General features: G+C 63.0%; 16 protein-coding genes. 2 read left to right on the forward strand and 14 right to left on the reverse strand.

Annotated features, from left to right (window positions below):
* Both B0G81_RS20585 and B0G81_RS20590 read right to left on the reverse strand, forming a co-directional pair.
* Positions 1-654, reverse strand: coding sequence for a methionine ABC transporter permease (locus B0G81_RS20585; protein ID WP_106283251.1), 654 nt, complete (start codon positions 652-654; stop codon positions 1-3).
* Positions 644-1,678, reverse strand: a complete 1,035-nt coding sequence (locus B0G81_RS20590) for a methionine ABC transporter ATP-binding protein (RefSeq protein ID WP_012433961.1) — start codon at positions 1,676-1,678, stop codon at positions 644-646. The genes B0G81_RS20585 and B0G81_RS20590 overlap by 11 nt, the downstream gene beginning before the upstream one ends.
* A 240-nt stretch (positions 1,679-1,918) precedes the next feature.
* Here B0G81_RS20590 and B0G81_RS20595 point away from each other — a divergent pair, with 240 nt between their 5' ends.
* A complete protein-coding gene (locus B0G81_RS20595; RefSeq protein ID WP_134138162.1) occupies positions 1,919-2,836 on the forward strand; it encodes an alpha/beta hydrolase in 918 nt (305 codons plus the stop codon).
* An 18-nt stretch (positions 2,837-2,854) separates the two neighbouring features.
* Here the strand turns inward: B0G81_RS20595 and B0G81_RS20600 are convergent, their stop codons facing one another.
* Complete coding sequence (locus tag B0G81_RS20600) at positions 2,855-3,664, reverse strand: enoyl-CoA hydratase (RefSeq protein WP_134138163.1); 810 nt, start codon at positions 3,662-3,664, stop codon at positions 2,855-2,857.
* Positions 3,665-3,712: 48 nt separating this feature from the next.
* On the reverse strand, positions 3,713-4,636 hold the full coding sequence (locus B0G81_RS20605; RefSeq protein WP_106283255.1) for a histone deacetylase family protein: 924 nt from the start codon (positions 4,634-4,636) through the stop codon (positions 3,713-3,715).
* Between the two features lie 294 nt (positions 4,637-4,930).
* On the opposite strand from B0G81_RS20605, the gene mltB reads away from it, so the two are divergent.
* Positions 4,931-6,079 carry a lytic murein transglycosylase B gene (mltB, locus tag B0G81_RS20610; protein WP_243856783.1) on the forward strand — a complete coding sequence of 383 codons (1,149 nt, stop codon included), beginning with the start codon at positions 4,931-4,933 and terminating at the stop codon, positions 6,077-6,079.
* 105 nt (positions 6,080-6,184) lie between these two features.
* Here the strand turns inward: mltB and cysM are convergent, their stop codons facing one another.
* From cysM to cmk, 10 genes are all read right to left on the reverse strand, one after another.
* Entirely contained in the window at positions 6,185-7,087 is a 903-nt protein-coding gene (gene cysM, locus B0G81_RS20615; protein ID WP_134138165.1) for a cysteine synthase CysM, read from the reverse strand.
* 272 nt (positions 7,088-7,359) lie between these two features.
* Positions 7,360-7,725: a helix-hairpin-helix domain-containing protein gene (locus B0G81_RS20620; RefSeq protein ID WP_106283258.1), complete on the reverse strand. Its 366-nt coding sequence runs from the start codon at positions 7,723-7,725 to the stop codon at positions 7,360-7,362.
* A 77-nt stretch (positions 7,726-7,802) separates the two neighbouring features.
* Entirely contained in the window at positions 7,803-8,795 is a 993-nt protein-coding gene (rfaD, locus tag B0G81_RS20625) for an ADP-glyceromanno-heptose 6-epimerase (protein WP_134138166.1), read from the reverse strand.
* A gap of 145 nt (positions 8,796-8,940) precedes the next feature.
* Positions 8,941-9,948: a D-glycero-beta-D-manno-heptose-7-phosphate kinase gene (rfaE1, locus tag B0G81_RS20630; RefSeq protein WP_116139604.1), complete on the reverse strand. Its 1,008-nt coding sequence runs from the start codon at positions 9,946-9,948 to the stop codon at positions 8,941-8,943.
* Complete coding sequence (locus B0G81_RS20635; RefSeq protein ID WP_106283261.1) at positions 9,914-11,317, reverse strand: UDP-glucose/GDP-mannose dehydrogenase family protein; 1,404 nt, start codon at positions 11,315-11,317, stop codon at positions 9,914-9,916. The genes rfaE1 and B0G81_RS20635 overlap by 35 nt, the downstream gene beginning before the upstream one ends.
* Before the next feature lie 156 nt (positions 11,318-11,473).
* On the reverse strand, positions 11,474-12,649 hold the full coding sequence (gene lapB / locus B0G81_RS20640) for a lipopolysaccharide assembly protein LapB (protein ID WP_134138167.1): 1,176 nt from the start codon (positions 12,647-12,649) through the stop codon (positions 11,474-11,476).
* Positions 12,650-12,717: 68 nt separating this feature from the next.
* Complete coding sequence (locus B0G81_RS20645) at positions 12,718-13,011, reverse strand: LapA family protein (protein ID WP_012433972.1); 294 nt, start codon at positions 13,009-13,011, stop codon at positions 12,718-12,720.
* Between the two features lie 598 nt (positions 13,012-13,609).
* Complete coding sequence (locus tag B0G81_RS20650; RefSeq protein ID WP_012433973.1) at positions 13,610-13,933, reverse strand: integration host factor subunit beta; 324 nt, start codon at positions 13,931-13,933, stop codon at positions 13,610-13,612.
* Between the two features lie 21 nt (positions 13,934-13,954).
* Positions 13,955-15,688, reverse strand: coding sequence for a 30S ribosomal protein S1 (gene rpsA / locus B0G81_RS20655; protein ID WP_106283263.1), 1,734 nt, complete (start codon positions 15,686-15,688; stop codon positions 13,955-13,957).
* A 164-nt stretch (positions 15,689-15,852) separates the two neighbouring features.
* Positions 15,853-16,539, reverse strand: a complete 687-nt coding sequence (gene cmk / locus B0G81_RS20660; protein WP_116118029.1) for a (d)CMP kinase — start codon at positions 16,537-16,539, stop codon at positions 15,853-15,855.
* Positions 16,540-16,559: the final 20 nt, after the last annotated feature.

Genomic DNA, 16,559 nt, shown 5'->3' on the forward strand with positions numbered 1-16,559 from the left:
TTATTTATGGCTCAAACGACGCACGAGCCAATCCCCGAACGACTGCACCAACTGCACGAAGACGATCAGAATCACCACGACCGTCAACATCACTTCCGGCAAGAAACGCTGATACCCGTAGCGAATGCCGAGGTCGCCGAGACCGCCGCCGCCGATCGCGCCCGCCATCGCCGAATAACCGACCAGCGAGACGAAAGTGATCGTCAAGCCGGCGACCACGCCCGGCAGCGATTCCGGCAGCAACACCTTGAAGACGATCTGGCTGGTGGTCGCGCCCATCGCCTGAGCCGCTTCGATCAGACCGCGATCCACTTCGCGCAGCGCCGTCTCGACCAGGCGCGCGATGAACGGCGCGGCGGCGATCGTCAGCGGCACGACGGCGGCCGCCGTACCGATTGACGAACCGACCACGAGACGCGTGAACGGAATCACCGCAACCAGCAAAATGATGAACGGCGTCGAGCGCACCGCATTGACGACTACGCCCATCACGCGATTCACGGCGATGTTCTGCAATACGCCCTGGCGATCCGTCAGATACAGCAGCACGCCGAGCGGCAAACCCACCAAAGCGCCGACCAGTCCGGAAATGCCAACCATGACGAGCGTTTCCCAGAACGACTGGACGAACATATCGAACATTTCACTCAACATACGAGAGCTCCTCCACCACCACGCCCTGTTCACGCAGATACGTCAGCGCCTGCGCCACCTTCGCCGGTTCGCCGCCCGCGAGCACCGCGAGCGAGCCGAACGCCTGTCCCTGGATCTCGTCGATCTGGCCGTGCAGGATGTTGAAATCGAGTTCGTAGCGGCGAATCGTTTCCGACAGGATCGGTTGATCGACGCCTGAGCCGGTGAAGGCGAGCCGCAGCAAGTGGCCGCTGCCGGTCTTCAGGCGTTCCGCGACACGCGCCTTCATGGCGGGCGGCAATTCCTGCGCGATCACGTCGCCGATCAACGCGCGCGTGACTTCGTGATGCGGTTGCAGGAACACGTCGATTACCTTGCCCTCTTCGACCACACGGCCGGCATCCAGCACGGCGACGCGGTCGCAGACCTGCTTGATCACGTCCATCTGGTGCGTGATCAGCACGATGGTCAGGTTCAGTTCGCGGTTGATGCGCTTAAGCAGGTCGAGAATCGCGCGCGTGGTTTCGGGATCGAGCGCCGAGGTCGCTTCGTCGGAGAGCAGTACCTTGGGCTTGCTGGCCAGAGCGCGCGCGATGCCGACGCGCTGTTTTTGCCCGCCGCTGATCTGCGCCGGATAGCGGTCTTTCTGTGCCGACAGGCCGACCAGTTCGAGCAGCGGCAGCACGTTCGCTTCGATTTCGTCGCGCTTCATGCCGGCGAGTTCGAGCGGCAGCGCGACGTTCTCGTACACCGTGCGCGAAGACAGCAAATTGAAGTGCTGGAAGATCATGCCGATCTCGCGGCGCGCCTCGCGCAATTGCGCGGCGGGCAGCGTCGTCAGATCGCGGCCGTTGACGACGATATTGCCTTCGCTCGGGCGCGTCAGCAGGTTGAGAGTGCGCACAAGCGTACTCTTGCCCGCGCCGCTGCGGCCGATGATGCCAAACACCTCGCCGGCCGGAATCGACAGATTGACGTTGTGCAGCGCCTCGACCCAGCCCCGGGGCCCGGCGAACCGCTGGGAGATATTGCGTATTTCGATCATGGAAAAACGAAACGGCGGAGTCTGCCGGCGAGCGTTGTGTGCTCCCGACAAGCGGCCGCCGTTGCTTTTATTGGGATTTGAGCCCGCAATTCTACCGCAGCGTCGTCATTCCCTTTAATAATCAATTACGATCTTTTCATAACCTGTGGGCATTAGAGGCATGCTCAATGCAAGACCCTCGCGCCCGCATGGTCGCTGCGACTATGATCGGGCGGAACCAGATCAAGATAAGCGGCGGTTATGCAGACATCATCTCAAAGCAGCGACGTGCGGCCCGGCGCGGGCAAGCGCGGCGGCAACGGCAACGCGGGCGAACCGCAGCGCGCCTCGGTGACGACCGCCGACGGCGTCGACTTGCCACTGTACCGCTGGCCGGCCGCCGCGCCACTGCGCGCCACGGTTGCCCTGCTGCACGGTCTCGCCGAGCACGCCGGCCGCTACGCAGCGCTCGCTGCGCGGCTGAACGCGGCCGGCATCGAACTGGTGGCGATCGATCTGCGCGGCCACGGCCACGCGCCCGGCAAGCGCGCCTACGTGAAGCGCTTCGACGACTATCTGCTCGACGCGCAAGCTTTGCTCGACGCCGCCGCGCCAAGCTGCGCCCCGCTCTTCCTGATGGGCCACAGCATGGGCGGCGCCGTGGCCGCGCTATATGCGATCGAACGCCTCGACGCGAGCGGCCGGCGCCTGAATGGCCTGATCCTGTCGAGCCCGGCGCTCGCACCCGGCCGCGACGTGCCGCGCTGGATGCTCAAGCTGAGCCAGGTGATCAGCCGTCTCTACCCGAGTTTCCCTGCGATGAAAATCGACGCGGCTTTGCTCTCACGCCTTCAGCCCGTGGTGAACGCCAATCGCAACGATCCGCTCGTGCATCACGGCGCGATTCCCGCGCGCACCGGCGCGGAACTTCTGCTGGCGATGGCGCGCATCGAACGCGGCCGTGCGGGCTTACGGGTACCGCTGCTGGTCTATCACGGCACCGCCGACAAGCTCACCGAACCCGAAGGCAGCCGCGAATTCGGCCAGCATGCAGGTTCGCCGGACAAAACGCTCACGCTGCACGAAGGCAGCTATCACGAGACGATGAACGACCTCGACCGCGATCGGGTGATCGGCGATTTGATCGAGTGGATTGAAAGACGGCTGGTGATCCGATAGAGCCTGAGTCGCGCGTGGCTAGCCGGCGTCACGCTTCCAGTCGGGCGCCCGTTTGTCGATGAAAGCCTGCACGCCTTCGAGCGCCGACTCGTCCATCATGTTGCAGGCCATGGTCTGGCCGGCGAGTTGGTAAGCCGCCTCGATACCCATCTCCAACTGACGATAGAAGAGACCTTTGCCGGCGCTCACGGCTTCGACGGGTTTCGCGCAGATGCTGGTGGCGAGCCGCACGATTTCCGCGTCAAGTGCGTCCGCTGGGACCACGCGGTTGACGAGACCTTGCTGCTTTGCCGCGGCGGCATCGATGAAATCGCCGGTGAGCAGCATTTCAAGCGCTGCCTTGCGCGACAGGTTGCGCGACAACGGCACGGAAGGCGTCGCGCAGAAGAGCCCGAGGTTCACACCCGAAACGGCAAACCGCGCCGTGTCGGCGGCGACCGCCAGATCGCACATCGCGACGAGCTGACAGCCGGCCGCCGTGGCAATGCCCTGCACCCGCGCGATCACCGGTTGCGGCAAGCGCTGGATCGTCATCATGAGCTTCGTGCAACGGGCGAACAGCGCCTGGTAGTAAGCCAGCGACGGCGCCGCGCGCATTTCCTTCAGATCATGTCCTGCGCAGAAAGCCCGGCCCGCGCCGGCGATCACGACCACCCGAGCATCTGACCGCGCGATTTCGCTTAATGCCGTCTGAAGCTCGTCGAGCAAAGCTTCTGAGAGCGCGTTGAAGGCATCGGGCCGGTTCAACGTCACACGCACGACGCCCGGCACGCCGTACGCGCCGTGTTCGATCTCGATCAGTGAAGCGTTGCCCGCATCGGCATTCATGATTCAGTCCTAATGCGTTTTGAGTGGATGGCGCCGCGGCTTGGCGCCTCAGATCCCTGCCAGCGAGCGCACGTGCGCGACTACGCTGCGCCCGAGCGCGGACAGGTTGTAGCCGCCTTCGAGACAACTGACGATCCGTCCGTGCGCATAACGCTTCGCGATCTCGCGCATCTGATCGGTGATCCAGGCGTAATCGTCTTCGACGAGGCCCATGTTGCCGAGGTCGTCCTCGCGATGCGCGTCGAAGCCGGCCGAGATGAACAGCATCTCCGGCTTGAACTCATGCAGGCGCGGCAACCACAGCAGGTCCACCGCTTCGCGCACCGCCATGCCTTTCGAGCGCGCCGGCATCGGCACGTTGCACATGTTGGGCGCCTGATTGTCGGCACCGGTGAACGGGTAAAACGGATGCTGGAAGATGCTGCACATCAGCACGCGCGAGTCGCCCGAGAAAGCCGCTTCGGTGCCGTTGCCGTGATGCACGTCGAAGTCGATGATGGCGACGCGCGCGAGGCCGTGCACTTCGAGCGCATGACGCGCGGCTATGGCGACGTTGTTGAAGAAACAGAAGCCCATGGCGCGCGCCGGTTCCGCGTGGTGGCCGGGCGGCCGCACGCTGCAGAAAGCGTTGTCGTAACGGCCTTCGATCACCGCATCGGTCGCGGCGACCGCGGCGCCCGCGGCACGCAACGCGGCTTGCAAACTATGCGGATTCATCGTCGTATCGGGATCGATTTCGGCGGTTCCTTCAACGGGCGAGCGGCTGCGGATATAGTCGACGTGAGCTTGCGTATGCACGCGCAGCAGCGCGGCATCGTCGGCGAGCGGCGGCGACTCGCGTTCGATCAGCGAGTCGATGCGGCTCGCGATCAACTGATCTTCGATTGCCTGCAGACGCGCGGGGCATTCGGGATGCCATTGCCCCATGTCGTGCAGCAGACAGTCGGCGTGGGAATAGAAGCCTGTTGCCATGATTCTCTTTCTGCGGCGTCACGCCTTCGAGGCGCGCGCGGCATGTCTCCATCCAGGGGCGCGCGCCCTCGGCGCGCCAACATTCATCAAGTTACCACACGATGCGGCTGTGACGCGTCAGGCACAGTTTTGCCGGAGGCGTCGGGTATACTGCCCCGATCGGTTTTTCCCCGTCTTTCCCTTGTCTCCTGCGCCACGCGCCTTTAGCTCACTATGACCGTCAAGCTTGCTCTGTCTGCACGAAACCGGCTACGTATCAGAACCATGGCCGCCGCACTGTCCGTCGCATCGTGCATGTTCATGGCAACCAGTCCGGCGAGCGCGCAAAGCGCCGGCAAAAAACCGCCGGTGCTGCTCGCGCAAGGCCAGCCGCAACCCGCCGTGCCGCAAGGGCAAACGTTTGAAGAAGAGATCATCCCGCAGCGCTACGCGAACAATGCCGACGTCAATGCGTTCATCAACGACATGGTCGCGCGCTACGACTTCGACGAAGCCTCGCTGCACTCGCTCTTTGCCCGCGTCAGTTATTCGGCCACCGCGGTCAAGCTCGTGACGCCGTCGCCCTCGCCGTCGGTCAAGAACTGGCGCGTGTATCAGTCGCGCTTCCTCGACCAGGTCCGCATCAATGCCGGCGTGCGCTTCTGGCGCGCGAACCAGGCCACGCTGCAACGCGCCTATGAAGAGTTCGGCGTGCCGCCGGAAGTGATCGTCGGCATCATTGGTGTCGAGACGATCTATGGGCGCTTCATGGGCAACTTCCGCGTGCTCGATGCGCTGACCACGCTCAGCTTCGACTATCCGAGCACGGCCAATCGCGCGGATCGCCAGGCGACCTTCCGCAAGAACCTCGAAGACTACCTGGTGTGGACGCGCGACTCGCAGATCGATCCCACCACGGTGCTCGGCTCCTATACCGGCGCGATCGGCATTCCGCAGTTCCTGCCGAGCAGCATCGTGCAATACGCGGTGAGCTACGACGGCAACAAGCAGATCGATCTGCGCACGAGCCAGGCGGATGCGATCGGCAGCGTGGCGAATTATCTGCGTCAGAACGGCTGGGAAAACGGCCGGCCGGTCGTGTGGAAGATCGGCTCGGACGCCGGCAGCCTGGGCGTCGCGCAAGCGGCCGCGGACGGTCAACCGGAACCGCACTGGCCGCTCGATCAATTGCTGCGCGCCGGCTTGCTGCTGAACGAACCGGGTGTGGATGTGGCGTCGGAAGCCGGCACACCGGTGACGGTGGTGGACCTGCCTTCACCGGGACGCGGAACCGAGTTCATGCTGGGCCTGAAGAACTTCTATGTATTGACGCGCTATAACCGCAGCTTCTTTTATGCGCTCGCGGTGTATCAGTTGGGTCAGCGGGTCAAGGCACAGATGGAAGCCGGCGACGCGACGAACTCGGGCAATAACGCGGCGCCGCCGGCTGCGGCATCGCAATAATTTCCATGCGGTCGCCGGGTGCGCCTGGCGGGTCGACGAGATGAAAAAAAGCGCCGGTCTCGAACCAGCGCTTTTCGTTGGCGAGCGAGACTTTGAGCGACGCGCTTACGCGGGAAACACACCCGTCGACAGGTAGCGATCACCGCGATCGCAAACGATGAACACGATCGTCGCGTTCTCGACCTGCCGCGCGACACGCAGCGCGACTTCACACGCACCGCCCGACGAGATGCCTGCAAAAATCCCTTCCACCGACGCCATGCGGCGCGCCATCGCTTCCGCGGCGGCCTGGCTCACGCTCTCGACGCGGTCCACGCGGCTGCGATCGAAAATTTTCGGCAGATAGGCTTCGGGCCATTTGCGGATGCCTGGAATACGCGAACCTTCTTCCGGTTGCGCACCGATGATCTCGATGGCCTGATTCTGTTCTTTCAGATACGTGGACACGCCCATGATCGTGCCGGTCGTGCCCATCGACGACACGAAGTGGGTAATGCGCCCTTCCGTATCGCGCCAGATTTCCGGACCCGTGCCTTCGACGTGCGAAGCCGGATTGTCCGGGTTGGCGAACTGGTCGAGGATGATGCCCTTGCCTTCGCGCTGCATCTGCTCGGCCAGATCGCGCGCGTACTCCATGCCGCCCGTGACCGGCGTGAGCACGATCTGCGCACCATACGCGGCCATGCTCTGACGTCGTTCCACCGACAGATCTTCCGGCATGATCAAGACCATCTTGTAGCCACGGACCGCGGCCGCCATGGCGAGCGCGATGCCCGTATTGCCGCTGGTCGATTCGATCAGCGTGTCGCCCGGTTTGATGCGGCCACGCGCTTCCGCCTTCTTGATCATCGACAACGCCGGGCGATCTTTCACCGAGCCCGCCGGGTTGTTACCCTCGAGCTTCGCAAGAATTACGTTATTGCGGCTGCGGATCTCGTCGTCGGGAAGCCGGACGAGTTGTACGAGCGGCGTATTGCCGATCGTGTCTTCAATCGTTTTGTAAGCCATATCGGTCTGGAGCTGTCGATGCGCGGAGTCTTCAATCGTTCGATTCTAAACCACCGTGCCCGCCGCTGCCGTGCGGCCCTTCTGCCCGCATGGATGCAGGCGCCCGTGTGCGAGCGCCCGCAACGCAAAAAGCCCGCGGCTGAGTACCGCGGGAGCCAGTCATCTGCATGACAGCTGAAGGAGCGTTATTGCCAACTCCGACCATGAAGGGGAAACGAAGGAGCAGGCTCCGCGCGCGGGTCACGAAACCCACGCGCGGAGTCCGCGTCAGGCTATTTCTTCACTGCCACCGTGGCGTTGCTCTTCGGCGTGGCGGCCGGAACGGCCGTGCCTTTGGTCTGTGCAGCCGCCGCAGCCTGCGGGTTAGCAGCCGCGCCAGCCGGACCGACAGCGAGACCCTCCGCCTGCAGGCGCTCGACGGTATGCCCGCCCATGCCTTTGACGCGCTTGCCGAGGTCGGCCGGATCCTTGAACGGACCATGCGCTGCACGCTCGTCGAGAATGGCTTTCGCTTTGGCAGGACCGATGCCCTTGATGCCGCGCAACGCATCCTCATTAGCCGTGTTGACGTCGACCGCCGCATAAGCGTGGCCAAAAGCGGCGAGCATGGCCGCGGTAACCAGAATTTTTCGAAACATATGGAATCTCCCTCGTACAACCGGTTGGCGACCATCACCAACCGGGAGATTCCAGTTTAAAGAGGGATCCGAATTATTTACACCTGGCCGAATAGCCAACGCACGTAACGGTCGACACCTTCCTGCACGCTCAGGAACGGCGCGTCGTAGCCGGCCGCGCGCAGTTTCGACTGATCCGCCTGCGTGAAGCACTGGTACTTGCCGCGCAACGCGTCGGGGAAGGGAATGTATTCGATCAGCCCGCGCTGCACCTGATCGGCGAGCGAGAGCGCCGGTTCGTTGTTCAGCGAGCGCAGCGTGTTGACCACCGTGCTGGCGATGTCGTTGAACGGTTGCGCGCGGCCGCTGCCCAGGTTGAAGATGCCCGACTTGTCCGGATTGTCGAAGAAGAACAGGTTGACCTTGACCACGTCTTCCACCGAGACGAAATCGCGCGTCTGCTCGCCTGCGGCGTAGCCGTTGTATTCGCCGAACAGCTTGACTTTGCCCTCGGCGCGGAACTGGTTGAAGTTGTGAAACGCCACCGACGCCATGCGCGCCTTATGCGTTTCGCGCGGCCCGTAGACATTGAAGTAACGGAAGCCGGCGATCTGGCTCTTCGCCGTGGGCAGCACGCGGCGGATCATCTGGTCGAACAGGAACTTCGAGTAGCCATACACATTCAGCGGCTGCTCGACTTCGCGCTCCTCGACGAAACGGCTCGAGCCGCCATACGTTGCCGCGGAGGACGCATACAGGAACTGGATGTTCTGCGCGAGGCAGACATCGAGCACGTCGCGGCTGTAGCGGAAGTTGTTGTCCATCATGTAGCGGCCGTCGGTTTCCATCGTGTCCGAGCAGGCGCCTTCGTGGAAAATCGCGCGCACCTTGCCGAAGTCGCCACGCTTGAAGCGTTCGACGAATTCGGTCTTGTCGAGGTAGTCGTCGATCTCGCAGTCGACCAGGTTCTTGAACTTGTCCGCGCGCGTGAGATTGTCCACGGCGATGATGCGTTGTTCACCGCGCTGGTTGAGCGCCTTCACGAGATTGCTGCCGATAAAACCGGCCGCGCCGGTGACGATGAGGGTCATGATTGATGATCCTGCGGTAGTGAGCTTGGCATTGGATCGGAGTCAGCGCGTGGCGCTCGCTCCGATCGACAGGTTCAGTCGACGCCACGCGGATCCCATTTGCACGCCGTTCACAGAAGCACAGCGAGGGACCCGGCGGGCCGCATCAGTGAAAAAGTTCGTCGTAGTCGACGGTGGCGGTGCCGAGTTTGCCGACCACGATGCCGGCCGCGCGATTCGCGAGCCCGACCGCCTCGACCAGCGTAAGACCCGCGCCGAGCATGGCGGCGAGCGTGGCGATCACGGTGTCACCCGCGCCCGAGACATCATACACTTCGCGCGCAACCGCCGAAGCGTGCAGGATGCCGTCGTCCGAGAACAGCGTCATGCCCTCTTCCGAACGCGTGAGCAGCAGCGCCTTGAACTGCAGATCGGCGCGCAGCTTTGTCACGCGCGCGATCAGATCTTCTTCCGATTTCCACTGGCCGACCACTTCCCGCAACTCGGCGCGGTTCGGCGTGATCAGCGTGGCGCCGCGATAGCGTTCCCAGTCGTCGCCCTTCGGATCGACCAGCACCGGCTTGCCCACCGCGTGCGCCTTCGCGATCATCTGCGTGACGTGGGTCAGACCGCCCTTCGCGTAGTCGGACATCAGAATCACGTCGTGCGACGGCAGCAGCTCGTCGAACCGCGCGAGACCCGCGAGCAGCACTTCGTGCGCCGGCGAGTTCTCGAAATCGACGCGCAGCAACTGTTGCTGGCGCGACAGCACACGCAGCTTGATGGTGGTGAGCAGCGCCGGATCGCGTTCGAGATGCGGCTTCACGCCGCTTTCGTCGAGCAGTTGCACGATGCGCTCGCCGGGTTCGTCATGGCCGACCACGCACAGCAAGCCGGCTTGCGCGCCGAGCGCGACCGCATTGCGCGCGACGTTCGCCGCGCCGCCGAGCCGGTCTTCCTGACGCTGCACGTGCACGACAGGCACGGGCGCTTCTGGCGAAATGCGATTCACATCTCCAAACCAGTAGCGATCGAGCATGACGTCGCCCACCACCAGCACGCGCGCGGCGGCGAGCTGTTCGCGCGGCACTACCGTGAGCTGCGGTGCGGGCGTGCTCGGCACGGCGCCCGGCGCGGTCTCAGGCAACGGCCGGAAGTTCAGAGGGTTGGGCATAAGGGCGTCCAATCGAGTGGTAGTCGATGCCGAGTTCGGTCATCGCGTCCGGTTCATACAGGTTGCGGCCGTCGAAAATCAGCGGCGACTTGAGCACCGATTTCAGATGAACGAAATCCGGGCTCTTGAATTCTTTCCATTCGGTCACGATCACGAGGGCGTCGGCGCCGGTGAGCGTTTCGTCCTGCGTAGCCGTGAAAGTGAGACGCGCGAACTGGTCCGGTGCGTCGTGCAGGTCCATGGCGAACACGCGGCGCGCTTCGGTCACCGCGACCGGATCGTACGCGCGCACCTGGGCGCCGCGCGCCAGCAGTTCCGAGATCAGGCGACGGCTCGGCGCCTCGCGCATGTCATCGGTATTTGGCTTGAATGCGAGGCCCCACACGGCGAACGTGCGGCCGCTCAGATCGTCGCCGAGCTTGCTTGTGATCTTGTGCACCAGCACGTCTTTCTGCTTGTGATTCACTTCCTCGACCGCTTCGAGGATGCGCAGATTGTGGCCGCTCTCGCTGGCCGTGCGGATCAGCGCCTGCACGTCCTTCGGGAAGCACGAACCGCCGTAGCCGCAGCCGGCGTACAGGAAGTGATAGCCGATCCGCGGATCCGAGCCGATGCCGCGGCGCACCGCTTCGATATCCGCGCCGACGCGGTCGGCCAGATTCGACATCTCGTTCATGAACGAGATGCGCGTGGCGAGCATGGCATTGGCGGCGTATTTCGTGAACTCGGCCGAGCGCACATCCATGTACAAAGTGCGTTCGTGATTGCGGTTGAACGGCGCGTACAGACGCTTCATCAGTTCACGCGCGCGCATGCCGGGTTCGTCTTCGTCGATGCCGATCACGATGCGGTCCGGGCGCATGAAGTCGTCGACCGCCGCGCCTTCCTTCAGGAACTCGGGGTTGGACACCACCGAAAATCGATGCTGCGCGCTGGCGGCGAGCCCGCGTTTAGCCAGTTCTTCCTCGACCACCGTACGCACGCGCTGCGCGGTGCCGACCGGCACCGTCGATTTGTCGACGATCACCTTGAAGCCGTTCATCGTGCGGCCGATATTGCGGGCCGCTTCGAGCACGTATTGCAGATCGGCCGAGCCGTCTTCGTCCGGCGGCGTGCCGACCGCGATGAACTGCACGTCGCCGTGCGCGACGCTGGCTTCGACATCCGTGGAAAACGTGATGCGGCGTGCCGCGCGCGTGCGGGCGATCATCTCCTGCAAACCGGGCTCGTGGATCGGCACGCCGCCGCTGTTGAGGATTTCGATCTTGCGCGGATCGACGTCGAGACAGAAAACGTCGTGACCGATCTCGGCGAGACACGCGCCAGTGACAAGACCCACATAGCCCGTGCCGATAATGGTGATTTTCATACGCTTTCCGGTAGAGGGTTCCGGTGAGGATTCCCGGCGATGAAGCCGGTCAGAAACACATTGCGAAATCCGCCCGCGCAGGGGCGGTTGCCATACGCCGGGCGGCGGCGCGACCGTGCGCCGGAAACCGGCGTTGCCGTCGTTGCCGCGCGAGCATCAGTTCGATGCGGTGATCGGCTCGACGCGGCGCGGCGCATAGGTTTCCCAACCGCTGCAACCCGGGCACTGCCAGTAGAAAAGCCGCGCCCTGAAACCGCAATTCTGGCACGTATACCGTGGCAGATTTTTGGTGCGCTGACGGATCAGCGTACGCATCAGTTCGAGTTCGCTGCGCCGCGGTTCTTCCGCGACGGCTTGCTGCGCCTCGAGCAGCCGCGTCATGCCCGCCAGATTCGGCGACTTCTGCATTTGCGAGCGCGCCAGCGCGTGGGCGGCGTCAGGTCCGCGCAGCGATGCGACGTGCTGATAGGCAACATCGAGCAGATCGTTGGTCGGATAGCGGTCCACCCACGTGGTCAGCAGATCGGCGCCATCTTGCGGACGGCCGAGCGCCTCGTAGGCCTTCATCAGCTTTTCCGCGACCAGCGGCAGATAGGCTGGATTCTGCTCCTCCACCCGACGCCATTGGGCGATGGCCGCTTCCTGCGCGCCGCCGGCCGCGTCGACATCGCCGAACAGGATCGTGGCACGTACGTTGGTGGGGTTCGCCTTCAGCGCGAAGCCGAGCTGCCGGCGGGCTTCGTCCGGCTTCTTCTGTTGTAGCGCTTCCTGGGCGAGTTCGCAGTGGAATTGCGCGATTTCCTTATCGAGCGACTCGGCGCCCATCGTTTCCAGATGACGGGCGGTATCAATCGACTTGACCCAGTCCTTCTCGATTTCGAAGATGGTGAGGAGCGCACGCTGCGCGCCCAACGCGTAGTCGCCGGTTTCGAGCGAGCGGAACGTTTCTTCCGCGCGATCGAGTAGGCCCGCTTTCAGGAAGTCTTGCCCCAACTCGTAAAGCGCATGATCACGCTCGCTGACCGGCAGATCGGCGCGGCTCAACAGGTTCTGGTGCACGCGAATCGCGCGATCCGTTTCGCCGCGGCGCCGGAATAGATTACCCAGCGCGAAGTGCAGCTCGACTGTTTCCGGATCGAGCTTGACCACTTCGATGAACGCGTCGATCGCCTGGTCCGGCTGCTCGTTGAGCAGGAAATTCAGGCCGCGAAAATACGAGCGAGGCAGGTTGGCGCTTTCGGACAGCAGCGTCTTGAGGTCGTAGCGCGCGGCCATCCAGCCGAACGCGAACGCGACGGGTATGACGAGCAGCCACCAGAAGTCTAGATCCATGCGATTAATGCAAATGTGCGGGAAAGCGAAGACGGAAAGCCGCGCTTAAAACGCGCGGCGCAAGGCATTCAGATCAGCGGCGGCATGGGCGGTTGTTCGACCACGACCGGGGTTTCGCGCGCCACCCGCAACTCGCGCTTGAGCCGGCCGTTTTCCATGCGCAAGCGCAGCATGGCCGGCATCGACGACACCAGCCCGGCCAGCAGCCCCACCACGAAGAACGCGAGGCCGATCAGGATCAACGGCGCCGACCATGCGTAGCCGGCGAGGAAATTCAGCGTAGCAGGTTGTGTATTGGCGAGCGCCAGCACCAGCAGCAGCACGAACACCAGCACACGGATCAGCCAGACGATAAATTTCATGAATAGGTCTCTTGACGGCAGTTGCGGGGTGACGCCGGCTTGATGACGCGTCGCGCCACGGTGTTGCCCGCGCCGAAGTGACCCGTATTGTAATTGAAGCCCTCGCGGCTGGGCAGGAAGTGGCGGATTGAGGGGTTATGGGAGGTTGTCTTGTGTGGGCGGTAGGTGAGCGGGTGCGGCGGTGGGTTAGTGCTCAGCGGCTGTGTTCGCGGGCCGTGCTGGCTTGCGTGCTTGCGGGCAGCGCGGTGCTTGCATGCGGATCATCGTGGCGGCGTGCGGTGGCCTTGCTTGCCTGCGAGGGCGTCTGTCAGCTGTTCGCGCGCCGTATGTATTTGCCACGCCGGCTTGCGCGCTCGCGGTACGTGTGCCGCCGCGTAAGCCTTGCTGCAGTTGCGCGTGACGCATGAACACGAGCTGCGGGCGTGCTCGCGCGCCACGCTTGTCGGTCACGCGCCGGCCCCGGGCGAAACGCCGCGGAGCAAACCGCCAACATACAGGCGAAAAAAAAGCGCCCGAAGGCGCTTTTTCTGGTCTTTTGCCGACTGGCTTTGGCCGCTGACGCTACCAATGCCACGCTGCAAACGGCACAGCGAAGCATTTACAGATCGTCATCCGGCTCTTCGGCCTTCAACGGCTCACCCGCGCGACGATCTACCCGTTCACGCAATTCCTTGCCCGGCTTGAAGTGCGGTACGTACTTCTCAGGTACCAGCACCTTCTCGCCCGACTTCGGATTACGCCCGACGCGGGAGGGACGGCGGTTAAGGCCGAAGCTGCCGAAGCCGCGAATTTCGATGCGGTGACCGTTGGCAAGTGCCTCCGACATCGCATCGAGCATCGTCTTCACCGCGAAATCCGCATCTTTAAGGACAAGTTGCGGAAATCGCGCAGCCAGTTGGGCGACCAATTCCGATTTGGTCATACTGCAGCAGACCTCTCAGACTTACTGGTTCTGGCCGTCGAGCTTGGCCTTCAGCAGCGCGCCGAGGTTCGTCGTGCCGGTGGCAGCCGAGCTCGAGTCCGACGAAGCCAGGCCACGAATCGCTTCCTGCTGCTCAGCCGAATCCTTGGCCTTGATCGACAGGTTGATGCCACGCGACTTGCGATCGATGTTGATGATCATCGCGTTGACCTTGTCGCCTTCCTTCAGCACGTTGCGAGCATCTTCCACGCGGTCTTGTGCGATTTCCGAAGCACGCAGGTAGCCTTCGACTTCCGTCGACAGCTGAACCACTGCACCCTTCGCGTCCACCGTCTTGACCACGCCGTCGACGATCGAACCCTTGTCGTTCATGGCAACGAAGTTGCTGAACGGGTCGCCTTCGAGCTGCTTGATGCCCAGCGAAATGCGTTCCTTCTCGACGTCGATGCCGAGAACGATCGCTTCCACTTCGTCGCCCTTCTTGTACTTGCGAACTGCTTCTTCGCCCGTTTCCGACCACGACAGGTCCGACAGGTGAACCAGACCGTCGATGCCGCCTGGCAGACCGATGAAGACGCCGAAGTCCGTAATGGACTTGATTGCGCCTTGCAGCTTGTCGCCCTTCTTGAAGTTGCGGCTGAAGTCGTCCCACGGGTTCGGCTTGCATTGCTTCATGCCGAGGCTGATACGGCGGCGGTCTTCGTCGATTTCCAGAACCATGACTTCGACTTCGTCGCCCAGTTGCACAACCTTCGACGGTGCAACGTTCTTGTTCGTCCAGTCCATTTCCGACACGTGAACCAGGCCTTCGATGCCCGATTCGACTTCGACGAATGCGCCGTAGTCGGTGATGTTGGTGACCTTACCGAACAGGCGCGTGCCCGACGGGTAACGGCGCGAGATGCCTTCCCACGGATCGTCGCCCAGCTGCTTGATACCCAGCGAAACGCGGTTCTTCTCTTGGTCGAACTTGAGGATCTTCGCGGTGACTTCCTGGCCAACCGACAGCACTTCGCTCGGGTGACGCACACGACGCCATGCGATGTCGGTGATGTGCAGCAGGCCGTCGATACCGCCGAGGTCCACGAACGCGCCGTAATCCGTGATGTTCTTCACCACGCCTTCCACGATCGCGCCTTCCTTCAGCGTTTCGAGCAGCTTTGCGCGCTCTTCGCCTTGGGTCGCTTCGATCACGGCGCGGCGCGACAGCACGACGTTGTTACGCTTGCGGTCGAGCTTGATGACGCGGAATTCCAGCGTCTTGCCTTCGTACGGGGTCGTGTCCTTGACCGGACGCGTGTCGACCAGCGAACCCGGCAGGAACGCGCGGATGCCGTTGACCATGACGGTCATGCCGCCCTTGACCTTGCCCGTGATCGTGCCGGTCACGAGTTCGTTGTTGTCGAGTGCCTTTTCCAGCGACAGCCACGAAGCGAGGCGCTTAGCCTTGTCGCGCGACAGGATCGTGTCGCCATAGCCGTTTTCCAGCGCGTCGATCGCGACGGAAACGAAGTCGCCCGCCTGCACTTCTACCTCGCCCGCGTCGTTCAGGAACTCTTCGAGCGGGATGTAGGCTTCGGACTTGAGACCAGCGTTGACGACCACAAAGTTGTGGTCAACACGCACGACTTCGGCGGAGATCACTTCGCCGGCGCGCATGTCTTGCTTGGTCAGCGACTCTTCGAACAGAGCCGCAAAAGATTCGGTATTCGGGGTAGAGGTTTGCAGGTCGGACATAAAAATCAAAATTTGCATGGTTCTCGCGGTGCCCGGCTGGCCGGACGGTCAGCAATTTCGGCTAGAGTGCGAATGCCACGCGGGGTTATAGGGTTAAACACAACGCTTCACGACGATCGCGAAGCACCTACTGACAACGGACTTCTACTGCGCCCACGCCTGAAGCACAACGCGTACTTTCATCAGGCATGTGGGACTAAAGCTTCATACCACTGCACCACTTGCTCGACCGCCTGGTCGACCGACAATGCCGAGGTATCAAGCAGCTTTGCATCCGCCGCGGGCTTGAGTGGCGCGGCTGCGCGCTGACTGTCACGCTCGTCGCGCTCACGCAAATCCCGGAGCAAGTCATCTATATTAGCAGAAAATCCTTTTTGGATCAATTGCTTATGCCGGCGCGCCGCGCGGGCCTCCACGCTGGCTGTCATGAACACCTTCAGCACGGCGTCCTGGAAGATCACCGTGCCCATGTCGCGACCGTCGGCGACCAGTCCCGGTTCCTTACGGAAAGCCCGCTGCCGCGCCACCAGTGCGGTGCGCACCGGCGCGTGCACGGCGATCGCCGAAGCGCGGGCGCCGACTTCCTCGGCGCGAATCTCAGCCGAAACGTCGACGCCATCGAGCTGCGCCAAGCCCTCGCGGAAGGTGATGTGCAGGTCGTCGATCAGTTTTACAAGGGCGTCGGCGTCGTCGGCCGCGATGTCGTAGCGCAGGCTGGCGAGCGCGGCGAGACGGTATAGCGCGCCGCTGTCCAGCAAGTGGAAGCCGAGGCTCGCGGCCACCAGCGCGGCCACGGTGCCTTTGCCGGAGGCACTCGGGCCGTCGATCGTAATGACGGGCGTCTGGTGAAAGGGACGGGTCGGTTTCATCGAAAAAGTCGCACGTCAAT

Source organism: Paraburkholderia sp. BL6665CI2N2 (genome assembly GCF_004366535.1).
Taxonomy (GTDB): domain Bacteria; phylum Pseudomonadota; class Gammaproteobacteria; order Burkholderiales; family Burkholderiaceae; genus Paraburkholderia.